This is a genomic window from Chitinophaga sp., from assembly GCF_036569185.1.
Taxonomy (GTDB): Bacteria; Bacteroidota; Bacteroidia; order Chitinophagales; family Chitinophagaceae; genus Chitinophaga.
This window is the reverse complement of the sequence record NZ_DATCRD010000137.1, coordinates 1-24333: the sequence shown is the minus strand read 5'-3', so window position 1 is coordinate 24333 and position 24333 is coordinate 1. Positions and strand designations below refer to the sequence as shown.

The window sequence follows — 24333 nt, the reverse complement described above, 5'->3', positions numbered from 1 at the left end:
CGTAGATAAACAAATATTTTTTTAGAAAGATGGTAGACGCGGAGGGAAACCGGTTAAAAAGAAAGAGGTGCAAAGGATTGAACCCTTTGCACCTCTTATTTATTTATCTCCCGGAGGGAAAATTATTTCAATATCTCTTCCAGTTTGGAAGCCAGTTCATCACCACGCAGGTTTTTGGCTACGATCTTTCCTTTAGGATCAATCAGCACATTCTGCGGAATGGCGCGAACACCGTAAAGATCTGCTGCTGCATTCTTCCAGCCTTTCAGATCGGAAACATGCGTCCAGGTGAGCTTATCAGCATCTACTGCGGCCAGCCATTTATCTTTTTTATCATCCAGGGAAACGCCGAGGATCTCGAAACCTTTCTCCTTGAATTTATCATAGGCTTTTACCACGTTAGGATTCTCTGCACGGCAGGGACCACACCAGCTTGCCCAGAAATCAACCAACACATATTTACCACGGAAAGATGACAGGCTGATATTTTTACCATTGGCATCCGCTTGTGCAAATTCAAGTGCTGGCTGGCCTACAGCGGTTTTGCGGGCAGACTCCAGGCGTTTGGAGAACTCTTTACCGGAAGGCGAGTTCTTTGCTTCCTTGCTTAATTTTTTGAACAGCGGTGTTATTTCAGCAGGTTTTATATCATAACCGGCAACCTGGTTCAACAGGAACATCGCAATGGGAGAATTGGTATTTTTAGCAAGAAAATCGTTTTCAATTTTTTTTTCTTCTGCATCTAACGCATCATATTCCGCTTCCAGCTTTTTAATGCCTTCTTCGTCTTTATTCTTTGCCAGCTCACGGTATTTGGTCTGCAGCGCTGCACCTTTCTCATTCACATCTTTCAACAGCTCATTCAGCTGTTTATAGTCGTCGTTGGCTTTGGAACCGGTTACAGTAGCCTTGCTGATGGAATCGGTAGTAGTGATGGTGATAACGCCTTTATCCAGGAAAACCGCCAGCATATCACGCCCCATAGACACCGGTTTTTCACTGCCTTTCTGTACCAGCATCAGGCTGGCCAGACCTGCTTCTTCCAGGGTGCCGCTGAATGTAAATTTACCGTCTTTGATTTGTGCGCTGTCCATGAAGTTTTCACCACTTTTGCGCATTCTCAGGTAAACGGTAGCGGGGTCATGCTGTTGGGAAACAGTTCCCTGTATAGTATAAGGCTTGCCTGCAGCTGCGCCTTTCTTATCCTGGGCAAACATCACTGCCGGCACTAAAAGGGCTATGCCTATAATTGTTTTTCTCATTGGTTCTTGTTTTACGGATAACAAATTTGTAAAATCAGCCGCTCATTAACAACCTGATTTTGATAAACGGCTATTTTAGCAACTGTTCCAGTTTAGCCTCCAGCTCTTCACCACGCAGATTGCGGGCAATAATTTTTCCGGCAGGGTCTACCAGGAAGTTGGTGGGAATAGACTGAACCCCATACTGCACTGCCACTTCATTGCCCCAGCCCCGCAGATCGGATACCTGCGTCCAGGCCAGTCCATCCTGGCTGATAGCCCGTAGCCAGCGCTCACGGTTATCATCCAGGGAAACGCCCAGGATGGTAAAATTTTTATCCTTGAACCTGTTATAAGCCTTTACTACATTAGGATTTTCCTGGCGGCATGGGCCACACCAGCTTGCCCAGAAATCAACCAGCACATATTTGCCCCTGAAAGACGACAGCTTTACCGGCTGCCCTTTGGTATCTTCCTGCGAGAAATCGTCGGCAGCCACATTCAGCACATTTGCCTTCAGGCTTTTTACATAGGCGGTTACGCTCTTTCCATACTGGCTTTCCTGCACCGACTTATCGAGCGACTCAAACAATTGCCTGAACTCTTCCGGCTCCAGCCTGCTGCGCAGTTCATTCATCATCAGCCAGATACTGGCAATGCTCTTCGGATGCGAGTTGATAAACTGTTTGCCGGTATTCACCACCTCCCTGCTGAAAGTTTCCGCCTTTTTACGAAAAGCATTCTTGCCCGGTTCATCTTCAGGATTGATCTGCTTAGCTTCGGCATTCAGCTCCTGCGCCTGTTTGATCAATGGCTCAAATGCCTTCTGATATTCCTGCATGGCCAGCGTATTGGCGTTCCCCTTTACAGAAGCCGCCACAGGATAGGTAGCCAGGGAAGTGGTAAATTGTATAGGCTCACTCCCGGTTACAAACAACATCGGGTAGTTTACATCCTGAAGGATCAATGCATATACGGAAGGCTCCTTGCCGCTCTTCACACGGAAACTGAACTGTTCATTCTTTATCACTGCCGAATCGTCCGGGTTATTGTCCTGGTCGTCAAAAAGATAAATGGTTTTGCCGTTTCCCCCTCTCACAATACCCGATACCTGCTGGGCATTCGCACCTGCGAAAACCAACGCCGCAGCGGCTAACAGGAAAATCTGTTTCATTACAAATTATTTTAATTAATTAGTGGGGTGTAATATACGAAGAGATTCTTTTATGGAGAAAGTGCCGGCTTCGCCGGCTTTTAAATTGTCTTGGCTCAGGATTTAGATGATTATACTGATTACGCTGATTTTATTACTTTCATGAATGGGCTTATAAGTTAATTATCAACCTCTAATGAATAAAATAAAATCAGTGTAATCCATTTAATCCGTTTAATCCTGAGCCAAGACAATTTCCACGCCGGCGAAGCCGGCAGGCTATTTATGCCGCTGTTTTAACACCGATATAACATCTGACAGCTGGAAACCTTTGGCCTGTAGGAGGATCAGGTAATGAAACAACAGGTCGGCAGATTCATTGAGGAATAACTCGTCGTTATTATCCTTTGCTTCAATCACCACTTCTACTGCTTCCTCTCCCACTTTCTGGGCAATTTTGTTGATGCCTTTGGCAAAAAGGCTGGCAGTATAAGATTTATCAGAAGGATTGTTCCTCCTGTCGGTGATAATATTTTCCAGGGTAGCAAGAAAATCGTTGCCTACATTCTTTTCTTCCCAGCAGGTATCAGCGCCGGTATGGCATACCGGGCCTACAGGACTGGCCTTGATGAGAATAGTGTCCTGGTCGCAATCCACCATCAGGTCTTTTACGATCAGGAAATTACCGCTCTCCTCTCCCTTTGTCCATAAACGGTTTTTTGAGCGGCTGAAAAAAGTCACCTTGCCTTCCGAAACGGTTTTCTCTACTGATTCCTGGTTCATATAACCGAGCATCAGCACCTTATTGGTAACGGCATCCTGTATAATAGCCGGTACCAGGCCATCGGGCGACTTTTGAAAATCTATCTGCATTGTTTACTTATTTCAGGTATCTTAAAATCTTACGTTCACCCCTTTATTATAAAGAAAGGTTTTGAGCGCAGGAATTTCTATTTCTTTATAATGGAAGATGCTGGCTGCAAGGGCTGCATCTGCCTGTGCGTTCTCAAAAACGTCGGTAAAATGTTCCATAGTGCCCGCACCGCCGGAAGCGATCACCGGTACATTCAGCTGCTGCGCCATTTGCCCGGTGATATCCAGTGCAAAGCCTTTCTTTGTACCGTCGTTATTCATAGAGGTGAGCAATATTTCACCGGCGCCGCGGCCTACCGCTTCTTTCGCCCAGTCGAACGCCTTTACCTCCGTTTTCACCCGACCACCATTGAGATACACGTACCAGTCGCCGTCTTCAAACCTTGTATCAATAGCCAGCACAATACACTGACTGCCAAACTCACGGGCCAGCCTGTCTACCAGCGCAGGGTCCTTAAAAGCTGATGTATTTACGGAAATCTTATCTGCACCGGATTGCAGCAGTACGTATACATCTTCCACGGAAGAAATACCGCCGCCTACGGTAAAAGGAATATTCACATGACGGGCAATACCTGTTACCAGTTCCGCCAGCGTCTTTCTTCGTTCGTTCGTTGCCGTTATATCCAGGAATACCAGCTCATCTGCTCCCTGCTCCGCATACAACGCCCCCAGCTCAATGGGATCGCCGGCATCGCGGATATTCTCAAAATTGATGCCCTTCACGGTACGGCCGTCTTTGATATCCAGGCATGGTATGATGCGTTTGGTCAACATGTGCTAATAATTTACAGGAATGTTTTTAATGCATCCATGGAGATATTACCTTCATAGATGGCTTTACCAATGATAGCGCCGCTACAGCCAATTTCCTGCAGGGCAGCCACATCTTCAATATTGCTCACGCCGCCGCTGGCTACAAAGTTAATATCCCTGAAGCGTTCTATTATTTTTTTATAGAGATCAACGGATGGACCTTGCAGCAGGCCATCTTTAGCGATATCCGTACAAAAAATATTGGTAACGCCCTGTGCAATATTGCTTTCAAGAAAATCAAATACTGACAGCTCTGTTGTTTCCAGCCAACCGCCTACTGCGATCCTTTCTTCTTTCACATCAGCGCCCAGGAATATTTTACCTGCGCCATACCGCTTCACCCAACTGAAAAAAAGTTCGGGTTGCTTCACGGCTACACTACCTATAGTAGCCAGCGCTGCACCGCTTTCAAATACTATTTCCAGGTCCTTATCCGTTTTAATGCCGCCGCCAAAATCGGTTACCAGCGAGGTTTTACCGGCAATGCTCTCCAGCACTTTCCAGTTCACCACCGCGCCTTTTTTGGCGCCGTCGAGGTCTACCAGGTGAAGACGGCGTACACCTATCGCTTCGAATTCTTTGGCCACTTCCAACGGATGCTCGTTATACACTTTCTGCTGGCTGTAGTCGCCCTGGGTAAGCCTTACACATTTACCACCGATGATATCAATGGCAGGTATGATTTCAAATTTTTTAGTTGTCATATTTTGCTGATCCAAAGACAGTTCCATCCTAACAAAATTGATCCCTCCTTTAACAAAGTAATCGCCTTTTTTCGTATAGCCCAGCCTGTCATAAAAAGTAACCGCGGTGTCGCGTGCATTACACCAAAGCAGTTTTATTTTTTCTTTTTTGCAGATGTCCACCAGGTGTGCGAGTATCGCCTTACCAAAACCCTTTCCCTGCGCAGCCGGTGCAGTAGCCAGTTTGCGGAACTGCGCGCTTTCTCTCCCGGGGAAAAGAGATACTACTGTTACCAGTTGCCCCTGGTCAAAAACACCAAAGTGAAGCCCATCTTCGTCATGGTCTACCTTCACGGCTTCCAGCGGCTCGTTAGGATACAGTACATCCCTGCGGAGCTGCAAAGTATCATCTGCGCTGATCTTCCGGATATTCATCTTACAGGTTCAAAAAGTTTTCAATGATACGCGCTCCTGCCACTGCGGATTTCTCCGGGTGGAACTGCACTGCGTAAAAATTATCCTTCTGCAGGGCTGCGCTGTAGTTGATCACGTAATTGGTGATAGCCACGGTATCTGCGCCAAGCGCTGCATAATAACTGTGCACAAAATACATGTAGGCATTTTCAGGTACGTGCTCAAACACTACGCTGTGCAAACCGGTAATATTATTCCAGCCGATCTGTGGTATTTTCAGGAGGTTTTCCACGGGCGACTGAAACCGTTTCACATCCACGTCGAATATGCCGATACATTTGGTATCGTTTTCTTCCGAATATTTACACAACAATTGCATTCCCAGGCAAATGCCCAGTACAGGCTGTTTCAGGCCGGCAATCACTTCGTCCAGTTTCCTTTCCTTCAGGTACTGCATTGCCGTGCTGGCTTCTCCCACACCAGGGAAAATCACCTTATCGGCGGCCATGATCTCTTCATGATCATCCGTAACAGTACCGTTTACGCCTAAACGCTCCAATGCAAACTGCACAGAGCGGATATTACCTGCGTTATATTTTATGATAACCGTTTTCATCTTATTACTGAATTATTTCCGAAATAAACGTTTTCACCGTTTCGTCAATATTGGTGCTGTGCTCAATGGCCCTGATAAAGGCAGTACCTATAATGGCGCCATTGGCATAGGCAGATGCCGCCTCAAAAGTAGCTTTATCTTTTATACCAAACCCAATTAAAACCGGGTTCCTGAGCTGCAGCTGCTTCAGTCGCTCGAAATAAGCCTGCTGGTCCTTCATATCCTTATCTTTTCCCGTAGTGGAAGAAGAGGATACCGCGTAAATAAACCCTTTGCTCAGGCTGTCTATTTTACGGATACGCGCTTCACTGGTTTCCGGAGTTACCAGGAAGATCAGGTGCAGGTTATATTTTTCAAAAACAGGTTTATACTCATTTTCATATTCCGCCATGGGCAGGTCTGGTACAATGATACCGTCTACACCTACTTCCGCACATTTGGCGCAAAAGGCTTCCACGCCATAGCTCAATACCGGGTTGAAATATCCCATAAGGATCACCGGCACCCGGATACTGCTTCTGAAACCGGCAAGCTGTTCAAACAGTTTGTGGAGGCTCATCCCGTTCTGAAGGGCTTTGGTGCTGCTGTCCTGGATCACGGGACCGTCTGCCAGCGGATCGGAGAACGGCATTCCCAGTTCAATAAGATCTGCACCATGTTGTTGCAGGGCGGTCATCACCGGCAAAGTGTCGTTCAACTGCGGGAAACCAGCCGTGCAATATATATTTAAAACGCCGTGTTGTTTTTTAGCAAACAGTTGATCTATACGATTCTGCATAATCCATTTTATTTATTCATGTGACGGATATAGGTATCCAGGTCTTTATCGCCGCGGCCGGAAAGGCATACCACCACTACATCGTCTGTATTCAATGGCAGGTCTTTCAGTTTAGCCAAAGCATGGGCCGATTCCATTGCGGGAATGATCCCCTCCAGCAGGCTCAGTTCATAAGCCGCTGCCAGCGCTTCTTCATCGGTGGCAGAGAGGAACTGTGCGCGGCCCGATTCGTACAGATGCGCGTGCATAGGTCCTATACCCGGGTAATCCAATCCTGCGGAAATGGAATGTGGCTCCACGATCTGTCCATCGTCTGTTTGCATCAGCAGCGTTTTGCTGGCATGGATAATACCGATCGTACCCAGTTGTGTAGTGGCAGCGGAAAAACCGCTGTGCACTCCTTTACCACCAGCTTCTACGGCTACCAGTTTCACATTTTCCCTGTCCAGGTAATGGAAGTAGGCGCCGGCTGCATTACTGCCGCCGCCAATACAGGCCACTACATAATCAGGGTCCTCGCTGCCGGTTTTTTCCAGCAGCTGTTTCTTTATTTCTTCACTGATCACGGATTGCAAACGCGCCACCATATCAGGGTATGGATGCGGCCCTGCTGCGGTGCCAAGAATGTAATGCGTATTAACGGGGTTGTTGATCCAGTCGCGGATAGCCTCATTGGTAGCGTCTTTCAGCGTTCTGCTACCACTGGTGGCCGCCACTACGGTAGCTCCCAGCATTTTCATGCGGGCTACGTTGGGCGCCTGTCTTTCTATATCGATGCTACCCATATACACTACGCACTCCATGCCCATCAATGCACATACGGTTGCAGTAGCCACGCCGTGCTGTCCCGCACCTGTTTCCGCAATGATGCGGCGCTTACCCAGCCGCTGTGCCAGCAGGATCTGCCCGATGGTATTATTCACCTTGTGGGCGCCTGTATGATTCAGATCTTCTCTCTTGAGATAAATTTTCGCTTTATATTTTTCAGACAAACGTTTGGCGAAATACAAGGGGGAAGGCCTTCCCACATAATCCCGCAGAAGGGCTTCAAAATCCCGCTGAAAAGAAGGATCACTGAGAATACCGAGGTATTGTGATTGTAATTCTTCTACATTGGGATACAGCATTTCAGGGATGTAGGCCCCGCCAAATCTGCCATAATAGCCATTCTTATCCACCTGATACCTGGAGTTGCCGGTATTGATCGCAATATCCATGACCGTTTATTTTATAATTGATGAATGAATTTGTTTCACGAATTGTTGTACCAGCGATAGGTTCTTTACACCGGGACTGTCTTCAAACTTACTGTTCACATCTGCGGCAAACAACGCGGGGATCTGCATTTCGCCAATCTCTTTGCCTTGCTCCGGCGTGATTCCCCCGCTTAAAAAGAAGGGTTGATCAAACGGGTAAGTTTGCAACAGCTCCCAGTTGAATTTCTCCCCGGTGCCGCCATAACCCTTTACGGAAGCGGTATCAAACAGGAAATAATCCGTTACCGGCACAAAAGGCGCCACTTCCGTTTGCCAGTTAACGCTATCCCCTATACGAAACGCTTTTACTACCGGGATCAACGTACGCACAGCTGCGCAAAACTCCGGCGTTTCATCGCCATGCAGTTGCACCAGGTCAAGGCCATAATCATTAACGGTACGTTGTACCTGTTCCAGCGGGGCATTCACAAAAACACCCACTTTGCGGATCCCGGTGGTTTCCCGTACAGACCTTGCATCTATTCTATTACCGGCAAAGCGCGGGGATCTTTCGTAAAAAATAAATCCTGCATAATCCACCCCGTTCTCTACCAACCCCTGCAAATCATTTATCCTGGTGATACCGCAAACTTTAATACGCATATGGTTATGATTTATGCTGCAGGTCGTTGAGTGTTTGAACAAAATTTTCAAAAGCGCGCGCCGGGTCTTCCTGTCTCATGAAATGCTCGCCTATCAGGAAACCCTGGAACCCTGCGGCTTTCAGGGTCACAATCGCAGCAGGATCATTGATGCCGCTTTCGGCTACCTTCACCTTATCTGCCGGGATTTTCGGGGCCAGTTCGCAGGAGCGGTTAAAGTCGACCTGGAAGGTGATAAGGTCCCGGTTATTCACTCCTACCAGGTGCGTATGCTCCGTTACTTTCTCCAGTTGCGCTTCGCTATGCACTTCCAACAGTACTTCCAGTCCGAGGTTATGTGCAAAGGCGGCCAGTTGCGCTACCTGCGCGGCATCCAGGCATTCTGCAATAAGCAGTATTACATCGGCGCCAATGGCCTTTGCTTCCAGGATCTGGTATTCATCTATCACAAAATCTTTCCGCAGAATGGGGATCTGGTTAAAGCTACGCGCCTGTTGCAGATCGTCTGAAGAACCGCCGAAATATTTTTCATCCGTAAGCACTGACAAGCCGGAGGCGCCATAACGGGTATATGCCGTAGTTACCTGCTGAACGGTCACCTCCCCGTTGATCAGTCCTTTAGAAGGGGAACGGCGCTTGAATTCCGCGATGATGCCTGTTTTTCCCGGCTGCTGCAGGAAGTGGCGGAGCGACAATGTTTCGCGCTGGAATGCGGGCGACTGCTGCAGATCCTGCGCACTGCGCTGCAGCTTGCGGGCTGCTACTTCGATGTGTTTATGAGCAACTATCTCTGCTAAAATATTCTTCATGATAAATTATCTGGTACTACGACTGCAAAGCAATCAGTTTTTTAAACGCATTATGTGCATTGCCCGACTCCAGGGATTCTACCGCGGCAGCGAAACAATCGTCATAAGAATTATATTTCCCGAGGCTGTACAATCCCATTGCTGCATTGGCAAAAACAACGGAATTCTGCGCCCAGGTACCTTCTCCTTTCAGGATCTTCATAAAGATCTTTGCGGCTTCCTCGGTGGAATTACCGCCGTAAATATCTTCCTGGTGCACCTTGCGCTTGCCCAGCTGTTCCGGCGTCCAGTCCTGTTCTCCCTTGTTGGTGATCACTTTCGTATCGGCCGTGAGGGATATTTCATCGTATCCATCAAGACTGTGAACGATCACAAACTGCTTATCCGTTTGCTGGAACAGGTAGTTATATACCCTTGCCATTTCCAGGCTGTACACGCCTATCAGCTGATGTTTGGCCAGAGCAGGGTTTACAAGGGGGCCCAGCATGTTAAAGAACGTACGGATACCCAGCTGCCGGCGGATGCCTGCCACATGTTTCAATGCCGGGTGGAACAACGGCGCATGAAGGAAACAGATCCCTGACTCTTCCAGTTCGGTTCTCAGTTTACTGTCGTCGTTCTTGAATTTATAGCCTACCAGCTCCATCACATTGGAAGCCCCGCTTACAGAAGATACGCCATAGTTGCCGTGTTTGGCCACTTTAGCGCCTGCTCCGGCTACCACAAAGCACGACAAGGTAGAAATATTAAAAGTATTTTTTGCATCCCCTCCCGTACCTACGATATCCAGTACATCGTAACCGTTAAGGTTTACCGGGATACAGAGCTCCAGCAAGGCATCGCGGAAGCCCAGCAGTTCATCGATGGTAATGCTGCGCATCAGGTATACCGTCATGAAAGCCGCCAGTTCGCTTTCGTTGAACATGCCTTTGGAAATGCTGATAAGGATATCTTTGGCAGCTTCGCGGCTGAATGTTTTATGTTCGAAAAGGTAATTAAGAATTTTTTTCATTTTTGGAAGATTTTTGCTGATTGGGTGTTCGATAATGTTAAAACGGGTATCATGCTGTTATTACAGGCTTAACCAGTTTCTTAAAATCTTTTCGCCCTGCGGGGTAAGCACGCTTTCCGGGTGGAACTGTACGCCGCTCACATCATACTTATTATGCTGTACCGCCATAATAAACCCATCTTCATCTTTAGCGGTGATAGTAAGCTCGGCAGGCAGGGTAGATTCATCGATCACCCAGGAATGATAACGGCCGGCCTGGATCTGCCGTGGTAAATCATTAAACAGCCGTCCATCTTCCTTAATAATATTCACATTGGTAGCTACGCCATGGTATACTTCTTTCAGGTTGGTAAGAGAAGCGCCGAAAGCCTGGCCTATAGCCTGCTGGCCCAAACATACCCCGAAAATGGATTTGGTGGGGGCGTATTCTTTAATCAGCGGCAGCAGCAGTCCTGCTTCTTCCGGGATACCGGGACCTGGTGATAAAATAATTTTATCATAACCGTTCACTTTTTCCAGTGGAATTTCATCATTGCGTACCACGGTTACTTTACCGTTGATGATCTTTTCCACAAGATGAACGAGGTTGTATGTAAATGAGTCGTAGTTATCGAAAACGAGGATGTTCATACTAAATTTTTTGTGCCAGCAGAATGGCTTGTTTTAACGCATTGAGTTTGTTGTTCACTTCCTCCAGCTCTGAAGAGGCTACCGATTTGGCCACCACACCGGCGCCGGCCTGGTAATACAGGGTATTCATTTTACTGAGTATGGAGCGGATCATGATGGCATGGTTAAAGTTGCCGTTGAAACCAACTGCGCCTATACAGCCGCCATAAAACCCACGTGCCGTAGGCTCATACTGGTCAATGATTTCCATAGCCCGGTATTTTGGCGCGCCGGAAAGCGTACCCGCCGGGAAAGAGGAAGCCAGGAGGCTAAAGGGATTCAGCTTTGGATCTACCTTCCCGGTTACTTCGCTTACCAGGTGAATAACGTGTGAGTAGAAATGTACCTGCCGGTAGGAAGCCACTTCCACATTGGTGGCATTCCTGCTAAGGTCATTTCTTGCCAGGTCTACCAGCATTACGTGTTCGGCGTTCTCTTTCGGATCTTCCAGCAGTTTATTGGCCAGGAGCTTATCCTGCTCATCATCGCCGGTACGACGGAAAGTGCCTGCAATAGGGTGAATGGTGGCTTTTCCATCCGTAATCACGATCTGTGCTTCCGGAGAAGAGCCCATTAATTTATAATCGCCGTAATCGAAGAAGAAAAGATAAGGAGAGGGGTTGATGGAGCGGAGCGCGCGGTACACATTGAATTCGTCGCCGGTGAAGGATTGCTGGAAAGCCCTGGAGAGCACTACCTGGAAAACGTCTCCGCGGAAGCAGTGTTGTTTGCCTTGCTCTACCATCTGCATATACTCCGCGTCCGTCATATTGCTTTTCTCTTCCCCGGTAGTGGCAAACGGATACCCGGGGGAATCCTTATGCCGGATCAGCGACTCCAGTAGCTCAAACTCGCTGTCGATGCCCTCCACCTGGTTTTCACATAGATACAATTCATCTTTAAAGTGATTGATCGCTATTACATATTGATAGTAGCGGTAACGCATCAGCGGGATGGTGTTACCGGCCTGTTGTTTTTGCTTATTGAATTCAATGGTTTCAAAGAACTGCACAGCATCAAAGGTAGTGTAGCCGAAAAGGCTCTGTGCCATTGGTACCGGGTGTTTCCCGGTGAAAGAATAGTTGCCGAGGAACTTCTCCATTTCATCCAGTACCTGTTGTTTATTCTTCAGCTCCTTCTTTTCCACAGGCAGGTTGGGATACTTAAATTCGAAGTGTGTGGTGGAAGTAACTTCAATACCTGCAATCGGCTTCACGCAAATAAAGGAGTAGCTGTTATCGCTGGCCCTGTAGTCAGTGCTTTCGAGAAGGATAGAACCCGGAAACTTATCGCGCAGCCGCAGATATATTCCCACTGGCGTGAAAATGTCGGCCAGCATTTGTTTGGATCTCGTTTTTACTTGGATGGTACGCATGAGTTATTGGCTGAAGTGTTTGTTTTATTTTAAAATGGGAAGGGCTGAAAAAAGCGGAAGGCCCGCTGTGTAACAGCGGGCCTTCCAAATATATTTCTATACGAAACATGGCACTGTAACACAGATCAGGATTTGATTCCGTGCCACCACCAATGTTTATTTGTAATGATATTTTGCATAGCGAGAACAAAAATGAAACATTTTTTCAGAAAATGCAAATTTTTTTTGGAGATGGCGGCGCCTTCGGCGCCTTTTTGTCTTGGTGCAGGATTAGGATGATTATACTGATTACACTGATTTTCCAGTTTTTTGCTGGAAATATTGTGTGGAGATAAGAGTATGTTGAATATTATTGTGAGGACAAAAGACAGCAGCAATTCAAAGAAACCTCAGTGGGAAATCATTAATACCACTATATCCTTCCAATACATCTCCCCAGATTATTAAATAAATTTCCCCCTATCTCCCAAAAATCTATACAACAAAAGGCAGGAAAATCAGTGTAATCAGTATAATCATCCTAATCCTGCACCAAGACAAAAGGCGCCGAAGGCGCCGCCCTCCCCGCTACAGCACCCCTTTAGTGGAAGGCAGCTGCATATTGGCAGGGTTCCGCTTTACCGCCATCTTGATTGACTTGGCAAAGGCTTTAAAGATCGCTTCTATTTTATGATGTTCATTTTCACCTTCCGCCTTGATGTTCAGGTTCGCTTTCGCGCCATCTGAGAAGGATTTGAAGAAATGAAAGAACATCTCGGTAGGCATCTCCCCTATTTTTTCCCTTTTAAATTCCACATCCCATACCAGCCAGTTACGGCCGCCAAAATCGATACCCACCTGGGCCAGGCAGTCATCCATCGGCAGGCAGAAACCGTATCTTTCAATACCGCGTTTATCTCCCAGACCTTTGGCAATGGCTTCTCCCAGCGCAATGCCGGTATCTTCTATGGTGTGGTGCTCATCGATATGCAGGTCGCCTTTGGCATTAATTTTCAGGTCTATAGCGCCATGACGGGCAATCTGGTCGAGCATATGATCAAAGAAACCCAAACCGGTATGAATATCGGCTTTGCCGGTACCATCCAGGTTCAGTTCAATGCTGATATCTGTTTCATTGGTTTTACGTACATGCGTTACCGTTCTTAATCCCAGTTTCAGGAATTCGTAGATGCGGTTCCAGTCGGTGGTTTCCAATGCAATAACGGATTGCAGGGCAGCGGCATTATCGCTGATCTCTGCACTGCCCAGGCCGGAGCCTTCATTGATCCAGATGGCTTTTGCGCCCAGGTTCTTTGCCAGTTCCACATCGGTGATACGGTCGCCTATCACAAAAGAATTGGCCAGGTCGTAATTGCCATCCAGGTATTTGGTGAGCATGCCGGTGCGGGGCTTGCGGGTAGGCGCATTATCAGCGGGAAAGGAGCGGTCAATGAACACCTCATCAAATCTGATCCCTTCGTTCTCAAAGGCCTTCATGATCATATTCTGGGCTGGCCAGAAAGTATCTTCAGGGAAAGATGCAGTGCCCAGGCCATCCTGGTTAGTCACCATAGCCAGCTCATAGTCCAGCTCAGCGGCGATCCTGGCCATATTCACAAATACTTTGGGATAAAATTCCACTTTGTCCAGGCTATCGATCTGGTAGGTGGGCGGTACTTCTCTGATCAGGGTACCGTCGCGGTCTATAAAGAGCACTCGTTTCATGCAGATGCAGTTGTGGCTGTTTTCAGGTTAAAAGATTTCAATACTTCCAGCAGGCGCAGGTTTTCAGCAGGGGTGCCGATGGTGATGCGCAGGCATCCCATGCACAGCTCTACTTTGGAGCGGTCGCGCACTACAATACCCTGTTCAATGAGATAGTTGTAAATGCCTTTTGCATCCGTGGTTTTTACCAGTATAAAGCTGGCATCGCTGGGGTAAATGTGCAGTACTTCCGGCAGCTGGATCAATGCAGCGGAGAGGAGGTCGCGCTCTATCACTATTTCCCGGATCCATTCATTCACCTGGCTTACATTTTCCAATGCCTGGAGCGCCAGTTCATTCGTAGCCTGACTGATATTATAGGGAGGCTTTACCTTGTTTAAGGTATTCACAATTTCCTCGCTGGCAAAAGCCATCCCGATACGGAGACCCGCCAGTCCCCATGCCTTCGATAATGTTTGCATCACCACCAGGTTAGGATATTCTGTGAGCTCCTGGATAAAAGTTTTCTGACGGGAGAAATTGATATATGCTTCATCTATCACCACAATACCATCAAAATTATTCAGCAGCAGTTCTATGTCCGCACGATTGATGGAATTCCCTGTGGGGTTATTGGGAGAACAGATGAAGATGAGCTTGGTGTTATCATCTATAGCCTGTTGCAGTGCGGGGATATCCAACTGGAAATCCTCTGTAAGTGTTACTTTACGGATCACTGCATCATTGATGTGCGCACTTACTTCATACATCCCGTAGGTAGGCGGGCACAGGATCACGTTGTCCACACCGGGATTCACAAAGGAGCGGTAAAGCACGTCTATGGCTTCATCGCTGCCATGACCAATAAAAATATTCTGGGGAGGCACTCCTTTGATATCGGCAATTTTGTATTTGAGCTGCCATTGCATCGGATCTGGATAGCGGTTATAATTCACCGGCAACGGGGATCCGAAGTTATTTTCATTAGCATCCAGGAAAATGGAAGCTTCTCCTTTAAATTCATCTCTGGCAGTAGAATACGGTACCAGTCTTTTTATGTTTTCCCTTACCAGGGTATCGAGATTAAACATATGGCGTTAATTATTCTGTTATAACTGAGCCGGTATATTCCAGCACTTTTAATCGTACAGTGACAGCGTTCTTATGCGCATCCAGTCCTTCGGCGGCGGCCATGGCCTCTATAGTAGCGCCAATGTTCTGCAGCCCTTCGGGAGATATCTGCTGAAAAGTAATCTTTTTTACGAAGCTATCCAGCGAAACGCCGCTGTAAGCCCTGGCATAGCCATTTGTAGGCAGCGTGTGGTTGGTTCCGGAAGCATAGTCGCCGGCGCTTTCAGGTGTATAATTTCCCATGAAAACGGAGCCTGCATCTGTTACTTTATCCGCCAGGTTCTCTGCTCCTTCGCAGGCCAGGATCAGGTGCTCCGGTGCATAGGCATTGAGCATATCGATGGCCGTATCCATATCCTGCACCAGGATCATTTTACTGTTTTCCAGGGCCGAGGTAGCAATACCTTTACGGGACAGTTCATTCAGCTGTTTGTTTAATGCGTAGGTTACATTGGTGAGCACCTCTTCACTGGTGGTTACCAATACTACCTGGCTATCGGGCCCATGCTCGGCCTGCGACAATAAATCGGCCGCCACAAAGGCCGGCACACAGGTATCGTCTGCCAATACAGCTACTTCCGAAGGGCCCGCCGGCATGTCGATAGCCACGCCGCTTTTATTCACCAGTTGTTTCGCGCAGGTAACATACTGGTTACCCGGACCAAAGATCTTATATACCTGCGGCACGCTTTCCGTACCGTAAGCCATTGCTCCGATGGCCTGTACCCCTCCAATGGTGAATACTTTTTCAATCCCGATCAGCTGTGCTGTATACAGGATGGCCGGGTGTAAAGAAGGCGTGCAAAGCACTATCTCCTTACAACCTGCTATCATAGCTGGTATTCCCAGCATCAGGATAGTAGAGAACAGGGGTGCGGAGCCACCGGGTATATATAAACCTACCTTTTGAATGGCCACTGATTTACGCCAGCACTGAACGCCAGGCATGGTTTCTATTACCTGCGATTTTTCCTGCTGCGCGCGGTGAAATGCGGTAATATTTTTCGCCGCCTGCTGAATGGCTGCTTTTAATGCCGGTTCCAGGGCAGTTTCTGCCGCTGCAAAAGCGCTGGCCGGCACCTGCAGGTTATCCAGCGTAACCTTATCAAATTCTGCTGCGAATTTTCTGATAGCTGCATCGCCACCAGTGCGTACTTCCTGCAGGATATCGCTCACTTTTTTTTCGAGCGTGGAAGTATCCATTACAGGCCTTTGCAGCAGTGTGTTCCAGGAACTTTTATCGGGAAATCTGGTCGTTTGCATCGTTTACTCAGTTTAATCAGATCACCATTTTTTCAATAGGCACTACCAGGATACCTTGTGCACCGGCTTCTTTCAGGCTTTCGATGATATCCCAGAAATCATTTTCATTCAGCACGGAATGCACAGAGCTCCAGCCCGCTTCCGCCAAAGGCAATACCGTAGGGCTTTTCATACCGGGTAGCAAGCCAATGATCTCATTCAGTTTATCGTTAGGTGCATTGAGCAGGATGTATTTATTATTCTTTGCTTTCCTTACCGCCTGGATACGGAATAACAATTTGTCGAGCAGCAGCTGCTGTTCCGGTTTCATGCTGTGACAGGCAGCCAGTACGGCTTCTGATTTCAGCACTGTTTCCACTTCTTTCAGACCGTTCATAAACAGGGTGGAACCGCTGCTTACCAGGTCGCAGATAGCATCTGCCAAACCTATGCCCGGCGCTATTTCCACTGATCCGCTGATTTCGTGGATCTCTGCGGTGATACCATTCTGTTGCAGGAAATCTTCCACGATCACCGGGTAGCTGGTAGCAATCCTTTTGTTTTGCAGGTCTTTCACGGAAGTATAGTCTACCGATTTCTCTACTGCCATGGATAAACGGCATTTGCCAAAGCCCAGTTTCTGAACAATATTTACCTGCTTTTGTTTTTCGAGCACTACATTTTCACCTACTATTCCTATATCGGCCACACCATCTTCAATGTATTGCGGAATATCATCATCCCGCAGGAAAAACACTTCCAGCGGGAAGTTGTTAGCTTCTGTTTTCAGCTTGTTAACACCATTATTGATGTCGATGCCGCATTCCTTCAGCAGTTTAATGGAATCGTCGTGCAGGCGGCCGGATTTCTGGATTGCAATTTTCAGTTTCATCCCTGGTAAAATAAAAAGGGGCTTACCTTTCCGGTAAGCCCCTGTTGATGATGTAATATGGTGATATACACAAATCATCCCCTGCCTACCCTTGTGGTAAGATATGATGATGGTGATGTGTATGTTTGTTTGTGATCATAATTTTCAGGTGCAAAAATAGCAAGTAAAACGATATAACAAAGGTTTTTTTTGGAATTGACCGGAAATTTAAATATAAGCGCTTATATATAACCGCTTTTACAATAAGCTGCTTTATTAGCCGGTACGCCTGTTACTTCGCCAGCCTGCTTTGCAGTTCGGGCACTACATTTTCAAATGTGCGCAGCAGCCGGTCCCAGTTGCGGAAGGATTCATCGGAACTGGCTGATACTCCCGGAGGCGCTATTTCACTTACCAGCTTTGCTTTGTAGGTAAGAGGATCTGTATTTCCTGTTTTAATAATAAGACGGGTACGGATAGTAGCCGCTTTAAATGATTTTACCACCCAGGCAGTGCACATATAGCCGGTGGCTTTGTCTGTAACGGCAATCACATCAAAATAACCGGTAATGATACGGTTGATCAGTTTCCAGGATTCTTCTTCATTATGGTTTGTACGCACATCTATATCCTGGTTGGCCAGGTTGGTGACCATAGAGTTCTCGTACGCATCATCTTTTTCCAGTTTAATATAATCCGTTGATGGGAGCGTGTGCTTTCCATCATTGATATAATTCCTTTCCTGGGTAATGAAGCCTACTTTTTCCACGCGGATATTTACCTGTGCATATGCCCCGACTTTAATTTCCGTAGATGTGTTATTGACCAGTTTTCCATCTACGTAGATCCGTGCATCATTCTCTGTATTGATGACGATCTTTTTGGATTTAACTTTGGCGGCCACTTCACGGGGAATAAAAAATACAAATGCTGCCAGACAGTAGAACAGGAGTGCTTTGATTTGAATGCTCATAAGAAATAAGGATTGTATGAGGTTTACAATTGAGGTTTACAATGCTATTACTTAGCGGTGCCCTAAGTTATTTACAGGATGGGGAGGAAGTGTAGAGAGAAATTGCGGATATGGTGAATAACAAGTGATTAACATTTATACAAAAATAACAAAGCGGGGACTTGTTATTCCCCGCTTTGTTATTTATAACATTCTATTGCTTAAATCAATTAGGCACATTTGACCAGGCAGACCATCCCAGTCCGGATTGCCATGATATCTGCTGCAACAGGCCACTTATACCCGGCGCATAAATGTTAAGGGAGTTGGCAGATCTTGCAGCTACAGCAGGTGCTCCGGCAATACTGCCACCAAGCGTTTGCCAGCCCGACCATGAATCGGAAGTAGGAGACGATGCAGTATTATACAATTGCGCCAATGTGCCATCGGTACCTTGCGCATAAACATTTACTACCCACAAAGACCTTGATACCGCAGCAGGGCCGGATGCAATGCTTCCTCCCAGGTCTGTCCATGGCAGCCAGTCCGGCGCCCCATACACCCATTTTCTAAGCATAAGGTTATTGGCAGTTCCTTTTGCAAATACGTAGAGATTGGTAGAATCGAGCGCTGCAACTGCAGGTGCGGAAGTGATATTCCCGCCCAGGCTTTGCCAGGTAGACCATCCAATTCCGGGCTGCCAGTATCTCTGGATCAGGTGGTTCGCAGAATCACGGGCAAAAACATTAATATTCGCGCCATCCCTGCAAATGGCAGCAGGTGCCGAGTTCAGATGTCCGCCAAGATCGGTCCAGCCCGACCAACCCGTTGATAATGTCCACCTTTTTTCAATCAGCGTATTGGTAGCGCTTTTTGCATATACCACCAAAGAGTTGATGTTCTGTGAAGCCACCGCAGGTGAAGATGTAATAGTACCTCCAAGGTTCTCCCATGCAGACCATCCTGCCGCCGGCGACCAGGTACGGTGAATCAACTGATTACCGGTACTCTGTGCAAAGATGTCTACCACATCAGAACCCTTCCTGGAAATAGCCGCAGGGGAAGTAGTTAAATGGGTCACGGTATCCACTGATAAAGTATCTCCTCCCAATAATGACCGGGAGCCGGCATCAAGCGGTTGGATTTCATTCAGTGAATTGCGTGAGCAGGAGGCAAAGGTAACAAGGCCCGCAAACAGGGGCAGTAACAATTTTTTCATGTGAGGGAAACGGGTTTTAAATAGAATAATTAATCGTTAACTAAAAACAATGTCATTTCAAATATAGAGGATAAACCTATTCCCGGCAGATAAATTTTCCACTGGATATGTTCGCTCCTTTCTACATGGGGAAAATCTTTACTGCGCCCGTTTTAGCACCCAAAACTCATAGCCCGCTGATCCCCTGCCACTTATCCTTTCCTCCCGCCAGCCGCGGATTTCCACCTTTTGCAAACAATGTGTTAATGGATTTTAAAAACTAATAATTTTAGCTTTATTTTGCTAATAATATTAGTATTTATTAATTAAACGATAGCTATATGAAAGCATTGAACATAACCCTGCCATTCTTTAATACAAGTATCCCCGCAGGATTTCCTGCCCCTGCCCTTGATTCGGGGGAAGAACAAATTGACCTTTCCCGGATCCTGCAACCCAACCCTGCCTCCTCCTTTATTATCAGGGTAAAAGGCGATAGCATGACAGACGCCAGTATCCCCGATGGCTGCATGGCCATTGTAGACCGCTCTATCCGCCCGTCAACGGGAGATATAGTGGTAGCAGCGCTCAATGGGGAGTATACGGTAAAACGGCTCGTAAAAGCCGGCCGCAGCTGGGTATTGCACCCTGAAAATCCATTCTATAAACCAATAGTGATCACAGAAGATACTGACTTCCAGGTATGGGGCGTGGTAACCTCCGTGATCGTGGATATGCGAAAATAACCAGGAAGCACTGCAGCTGTACAACAGCGGTTGCTATTGCGATAAAAATAAAAGTATCTTTATCAGATTTAGATCCATATGTGTTACGATATCGCTTTTACATCCAGCATAGAGAGCATTTACAAATACCTGCCGCGGCTGAAGCGCAACGGCAACCTGGATATCCACTTCGACCCTACCTGGCATAAGATCGGCATGTCTTACCCGCAATGGCCGGTAATCACCAACAACAATGGCTTCCGGCTGGAAAAATATACATGGGGACCGGTACCGAAAATGCTGGATACCCTGGAAAAAGTAAAACGGCAGCGGCAACTTTTCCTTAATGCCCGCAGTGAAAAAGTACTGGAGAACGGTACTATGTGGAACGCCATCCGGCATCAACGCTGCCTGGTGCCCGCTACCGGCTTCTTTGAATACCGGCAGATCCCGGGCTGGAAAAACAAAGTAGCCTACTATATAAAACCTAAAGACCAGGAGCTCTTTTTTATTGCAGGGTTATGGGCTATGTCCAACTCCTGGGATGTAGATAAGCCCGCGCGCATTCCCACCTTCACACTGTTAACCCGCGCCGCCAATCCATTAATGGCGCAGATCCACAACGGGGGCGATAATGCCGGCAGAATGCCCATGATGCTTACTACAGACCTGGCAGAGCAATGGCTGCAACCGGAGCTAACGGATACGGACATACGCAGCATTATACAGTACGAACTGCCACATACACAGCTGGACTACTGGCCTGTGAACTCGGTGAGGAAAGTGAAGCCCGATGACGCCGCCGTTATAGCCCCCGCAGCTTATGAAAATTTGCCTACCCTCCAGATGTAAATAACAGGAAATGTACAGGAGCACACCAGCATTCATATAAAAAAGCGGGCGCCTCTCACAAGGCGCCCGCTTACTATCGTTACGTTTTTTTCAATGGCTTATTTCGCCACTACCCCTGCAGGCGCCTTCCCATCGGTATTATCCAGCTGCAATCCCAGCAGCTGCGCCACCAGCGGCGCTACATCCGTTACATTCATTTCTTTTATATGACCACCGGGCGCTATTCCTGCCCCCGAAGCCACAAACCCGGTTTGTATCTCTTTAAAATCCGGGAAATAACCATGCGTTCCTCCTTTGGCTCCCCTTACCAGTTCGCCGGTGGCGCCTCCGCTAATAGTTACGCCATCCACTGCGGAAATAGCCATGGCGGCATGAGGGTCCGCACCTACCTGGTCCAGCTGCTTACGGCTGATGATACGGAACATTTGCTGCTGCGCAGGCGGTAATGCCTTCAGCAACGCCAGCACTTTCTGCTGTGTAGCCATATCTTCCGGATCTTTCAGGTGCAGGAAAGCCGACCCACCCGCGGAAAAGAATTGCGCTTTCCAGTCGCCCGTCTTCACATTATTCAGCAAACCATTCTGCGCCAGCAACACATTGGGGGAAAAGCTCTGCGCAATATTCACAAACCCATGATCGCCGGTAACAATAATGGTGGTATTTTCGTATATACCTGCCCGTTTTAATGCTTCTATTATAGTACCCAGCGCCCTGTCGGCGCCCGCCACTGCCTTCCTTACCAGCAGTCCATCCCTCCCCTGCTCATGCTCATAATGATCGGTACAGGCCAGGTGCAGCGTAGTGAGAGCCGGTTTATAGGTAGTGATCAGGTAGGCGCTCATACGCGCTACATTTTCATCCAGGATCATTTCTTCATCTTCCATGGTGAAGTCCTTCGCTCCCAGCTTTCCGGTGGCATGGTCCTGTACTTCCTGCCACAGGGACAAAGGATTGGTAACCGTAGCCATTAACTCGCGCCTGTCCTTTTTACCTACCAACCATACATCCGGTATATTGTAATCAATGGGCGCTCCCACAGATACCGGCCATATCACGTTGGCCGATTGCTTACCGGCCTTATGCACTGCATCAAACAAGGTGGGAACTTTGATACTGTCGTAATAAAAATACCAGATGCCGGTGGCGCCATTAGGCTCAAACGGCGTGTTGTAATAAATACCATGTTTAGCCGGTGTTACGCCGGTGATCAGCGAGGTATGATTGGGATAAGTCACCGTAGGAAATACACTGTTCACCCCATCTGCGTAAGCGCCACTGTCTTTCATTGCCCGCAGGTTCACCATGCCCCATGAAGCATCTGTATAAAAGTCCGGGCGAAAGCCGTCAATAGTGATCAGCACTACATGTGCGGCCCGCTGTGCATAAGATGCGCAGCTTATCATCAGCAACAATGCTATAGCGGTAATCTTCTTCATACTATTTATATTTTACTTTATTTCCAGCCCGGGTTCTGTACCAGTTTAGGATTCAATACCAGTTCATTATACGGTATCGGGTATACGTACTTATAATCTTCCCACTGGCGTTCAATATTGCTCAGCCAGATGAGATTACCACTTGTACCGGCAGATAATTTTGTTTGATCATCATCAATCAGGAAATAATATACTCCCGGTACTTTTGTTGCCGGCGTTTTCTTCACAAAGGATACATCGGGTTTTCCATCTTCATTCAAATCCATCAGGGCATCCATAGCTGGTACATACAAGCCAATATAGGGCTTCAAAAGTAAAGGTCCAAGTCCCCAGCGTACCAGGTCATAAAAACGGAACCCTTCCAGGATCAGCTCTATCCCTCTTTCGCGGCGTACTTCCAGTAATGCGGCGTCTGTTACGCTTGCGTTAACATTTGGATGCGCTGTTTTATCCCTGAAATAATCAACGAGGTAAGGATCTGCTGTTAATGGCATACCGGTATTCTTCAAACCGGCACGCGCTCTCAGCAGTTTGATGGTGGTATTCCAATCGTCCGCACTGAGGGCGCCTAATTCTGCCTTTGCTTCTGCTTTATTCAGCAATACTTCTGCATAACGGATAATGGGCACAGAGTTGTTATTCTCTGCTACCCCATCGGTAGCCTTGGCGTCCATTGTGAATTTCAAGGGCTGGTAACCGGTGTAAGTATAGGTAAAATCAGGTGGTGCTATTTGTCCGTCGCGACTATATTTCCCCATGCGGATGGTCTGTTGCAAACGCAGGTCCCTGTTCTTTACTTCTTCATTGAAAGGCAGGTTATCATAACCGGGCGTATCTGTAAAGCGGCTGCCATCAATATTCAGGTAGGTATCCGTAAATGTTTTCACCAGGCTGATCCTGTTGCCATAAGTGGCGCTGGTAAAATACCAGTTGGCATCATTGAACACCCGTAAGCTCTTATTGCATACATAGGCCAGGATCACCTCACTGGCATTAGGCGTTTCGTTGATGAACAGGTTACGGTAGCTCATAGTAGCGTCGCTGCCGGTGTTCAGACTATACAGCCCGCTCTTGATCACTTCGTCGGCAGCGCTCACTGCGGCATTCAGCCAGGTGTCTGCACCTGGCAAACGTGTTCCCGGGCGGTGCTTGCGGTAAGTACCTTCAAATAAACATACGCGCGATTTGTACGCCAACGCCACCCAACGGGTAACCTGTGAACAGGTGTTATCTTTCTTGTTACGGATATTGGCGCAGGCAAAATCAAGATCCGCCAGGATGCTGTCCATTACAGCAGCGCGGGGATCGCGGCCTTTATACAGGTCCGGATCATCAATGGTCATGGTTTTTCCGTACCAGGGCACATCGCCAAAACGCTTTACCTTTTCAAAGTAAAACATGGCCCGGAAAAAGCGGGCAATCCCTGCATAATGATTCTTTGCTTCATCGGCAATTTTCGCCTGGTTGTAGTGCTCCAGGAAATAATTGATGTTACGCAGATCGCTCCAGCTCCATCCGGTGGATTGTGTGGCGGAGTATGCATCCCGCTGGATAAAGGTATTTACATCTTTCCCCGCCATATAATCGCTCATTACATCTCCCCTGATAATTGCATTGCCATCAGGTAATATTTTATAGAAAGAAGTAGCATACAGCTGCAGATCCTGCTCTGTATTAAACGCATTGCCGGGATCCAGTTTATCAAACGGCTTGAGGTTAAGATCCGTTTTACAGGATACCATCGCCAGGAGCAATAAAAGGTAAATACTATTTTTCATCTTCATAAAAATTAGTCGTTAAAAAGTTACGCTTACACCAACGGTATATGTTTTCAGCATCGGGTATGCCATTCCGTTACCCGCGCCAATACCTGCAGCATTGTTATTCAGCTCCGGATCAGAGCCTTCAATGACTTCAGGGTCCAGCGTTTTCATGATACGGTATAA

23 protein-coding genes are annotated in these 24333 nt (G+C 47.4%); 2 read left to right on the top strand and 21 right to left on the bottom strand.

Features of this window, described 5'->3' with window-relative positions:
* Positions 1-122: 122 nt before the first annotated feature.
* From VIM72_RS09715 to VIM72_RS09625, 19 genes are all read right to left on the bottom strand, one after another.
* Positions 123-1262, bottom strand: a complete 1140-nt coding sequence (locus VIM72_RS09715; RefSeq protein WP_332002638.1) for an AhpC/TSA family protein — start codon at positions 1260-1262, stop codon at positions 123-125.
* 70 nt (positions 1263-1332) lie between these two features.
* Positions 1333-2415, bottom strand: coding sequence for an AhpC/TSA family protein (locus VIM72_RS09710; RefSeq protein ID WP_332002637.1), 1083 nt, complete (start codon positions 2413-2415; stop codon positions 1333-1335).
* A 258-nt stretch (positions 2416-2673) separates the two neighbouring features.
* Positions 2674-3267, bottom strand: coding sequence for a bifunctional phosphoribosyl-AMP cyclohydrolase/phosphoribosyl-ATP diphosphatase HisIE (hisIE, locus tag VIM72_RS09705; protein ID WP_332002636.1), 594 nt, complete (start codon positions 3265-3267; stop codon positions 2674-2676).
* A 21-nt stretch (positions 3268-3288) separates the two neighbouring features.
* Positions 3289-4044, bottom strand: a complete 756-nt coding sequence (hisF, locus tag VIM72_RS09700) for an imidazole glycerol phosphate synthase subunit HisF (protein ID WP_332002635.1) — start codon at positions 4042-4044, stop codon at positions 3289-3291.
* An 11-nt stretch (positions 4045-4055) separates the two neighbouring features.
* Positions 4056-5201, bottom strand: a complete 1146-nt coding sequence (hisA, locus tag VIM72_RS09695) for a 1-(5-phosphoribosyl)-5-[(5-phosphoribosylamino)methylideneamino]imidazole-4-carboxamide isomerase (RefSeq protein WP_332002634.1) — start codon at positions 5199-5201, stop codon at positions 4056-4058.
* A 1-nt stretch (position 5202) separates the two neighbouring features.
* On the bottom strand, positions 5203-5796 hold the full coding sequence (gene hisH, locus VIM72_RS09690) for an imidazole glycerol phosphate synthase subunit HisH (protein ID WP_332002633.1): 594 nt from the start codon (positions 5794-5796) through the stop codon (positions 5203-5205).
* A gap of 4 nt (positions 5797-5800) precedes the next feature.
* Entirely contained in the window at positions 5801-6574 is a 774-nt protein-coding gene (trpA, locus tag VIM72_RS09685) for a tryptophan synthase subunit alpha (RefSeq protein WP_332002632.1), read from the bottom strand.
* Positions 6575-6582: 8 nt separating this feature from the next.
* Positions 6583-7791, bottom strand: a complete 1209-nt coding sequence (gene trpB / locus VIM72_RS09680; protein WP_332002631.1) for a tryptophan synthase subunit beta — start codon at positions 7789-7791, stop codon at positions 6583-6585.
* A gap of 6 nt (positions 7792-7797) precedes the next feature.
* The gene (locus VIM72_RS09675) at positions 7798-8433 is read right to left on the bottom strand and encodes a phosphoribosylanthranilate isomerase (RefSeq protein ID WP_332002630.1); all 636 of its coding nucleotides are present in this window, start codon (positions 8431-8433) and stop codon (positions 7798-7800) included.
* Positions 8434-8437: 4 nt separating this feature from the next.
* The gene (gene trpC / locus VIM72_RS09670; protein ID WP_332002629.1) at positions 8438-9241 is read right to left on the bottom strand and encodes an indole-3-glycerol phosphate synthase TrpC; all 804 of its coding nucleotides are present in this window, start codon (positions 9239-9241) and stop codon (positions 8438-8440) included.
* 16 nt (positions 9242-9257) lie between these two features.
* A complete protein-coding gene (trpD, locus tag VIM72_RS09665; protein WP_332002628.1) occupies positions 9258-10253 on the bottom strand; it encodes an anthranilate phosphoribosyltransferase in 996 nt (331 codons plus the stop codon).
* Positions 10254-10313: 60 nt separating this feature from the next.
* Positions 10314-10883 carry an aminodeoxychorismate/anthranilate synthase component II gene (locus tag VIM72_RS09660; protein ID WP_332002627.1) on the bottom strand — a complete coding sequence of 190 codons (570 nt, stop codon included), beginning with the start codon at positions 10881-10883 and terminating at the stop codon, positions 10314-10316.
* A 1-nt stretch (position 10884) separates the two neighbouring features.
* Complete coding sequence (locus VIM72_RS09655) at positions 10885-12297, bottom strand: anthranilate synthase component I family protein (RefSeq protein ID WP_332002626.1); 1413 nt, start codon at positions 12295-12297, stop codon at positions 10885-10887.
* 567 nt (positions 12298-12864) lie between these two features.
* Complete coding sequence (hisB, locus tag VIM72_RS09650) at positions 12865-14001, bottom strand: bifunctional histidinol-phosphatase/imidazoleglycerol-phosphate dehydratase HisB (protein WP_332002625.1); 1137 nt, start codon at positions 13999-14001, stop codon at positions 12865-12867.
* Entirely contained in the window at positions 13998-15071 is a 1074-nt protein-coding gene (gene hisC / locus VIM72_RS09645) for a histidinol-phosphate transaminase (protein ID WP_332002624.1), read from the bottom strand. Before hisC ends, hisB begins: the two co-directional genes overlap by 4 nt.
* A 10-nt stretch (positions 15072-15081) precedes the next feature.
* The gene (hisD, locus tag VIM72_RS09640; protein ID WP_332002623.1) at positions 15082-16374 is read right to left on the bottom strand and encodes a histidinol dehydrogenase; all 1293 of its coding nucleotides are present in this window, start codon (positions 16372-16374) and stop codon (positions 15082-15084) included.
* 16 nt (positions 16375-16390) lie between these two features.
* Positions 16391-17245, bottom strand: coding sequence for an ATP phosphoribosyltransferase (gene hisG / locus VIM72_RS09635; RefSeq protein ID WP_332002622.1), 855 nt, complete (start codon positions 17243-17245; stop codon positions 16391-16393).
* A gap of 271 nt (positions 17246-17516) precedes the next feature.
* The gene (locus VIM72_RS09630; RefSeq protein ID WP_142686147.1) at positions 17517-18197 is read right to left on the bottom strand and encodes a hypothetical protein; all 681 of its coding nucleotides are present in this window, start codon (positions 18195-18197) and stop codon (positions 17517-17519) included.
* A gap of 205 nt (positions 18198-18402) precedes the next feature.
* Positions 18403-19395, bottom strand: coding sequence for a hypothetical protein (locus VIM72_RS09625; protein ID WP_332002621.1), 993 nt, complete (start codon positions 19393-19395; stop codon positions 18403-18405).
* Between the two features lie 320 nt (positions 19396-19715).
* On the opposite strand from VIM72_RS09625, the gene VIM72_RS09620 reads away from it, so the two are divergent.
* Positions 19716-20120, top strand: a complete 405-nt coding sequence (locus VIM72_RS09620; RefSeq protein WP_332002620.1) for a translesion error-prone DNA polymerase V autoproteolytic subunit — start codon at positions 19716-19718, stop codon at positions 20118-20120.
* Between the two features lie 78 nt (positions 20121-20198).
* Positions 20199-20951: an SOS response-associated peptidase gene (locus tag VIM72_RS09615; RefSeq protein WP_332002619.1), complete on the top strand. Its 753-nt coding sequence runs from the start codon at positions 20199-20201 to the stop codon at positions 20949-20951.
* A gap of 98 nt (positions 20952-21049) precedes the next feature.
* Here VIM72_RS09615 and VIM72_RS09610 read toward each other — a convergent pair whose 3' ends face one another.
* Positions 21050-22387, bottom strand: a complete 1338-nt coding sequence (locus VIM72_RS09610; protein ID WP_332002618.1) for an ectonucleotide pyrophosphatase/phosphodiesterase — start codon at positions 22385-22387, stop codon at positions 21050-21052.
* Positions 22388-22404: 17 nt separating this feature from the next.
* Positions 22405-24165, bottom strand: coding sequence for a RagB/SusD family nutrient uptake outer membrane protein (locus VIM72_RS09605; protein ID WP_332002617.1), 1761 nt, complete (start codon positions 24163-24165; stop codon positions 22405-22407).
* Positions 24166-24333 lie beyond the last annotated feature (168 nt).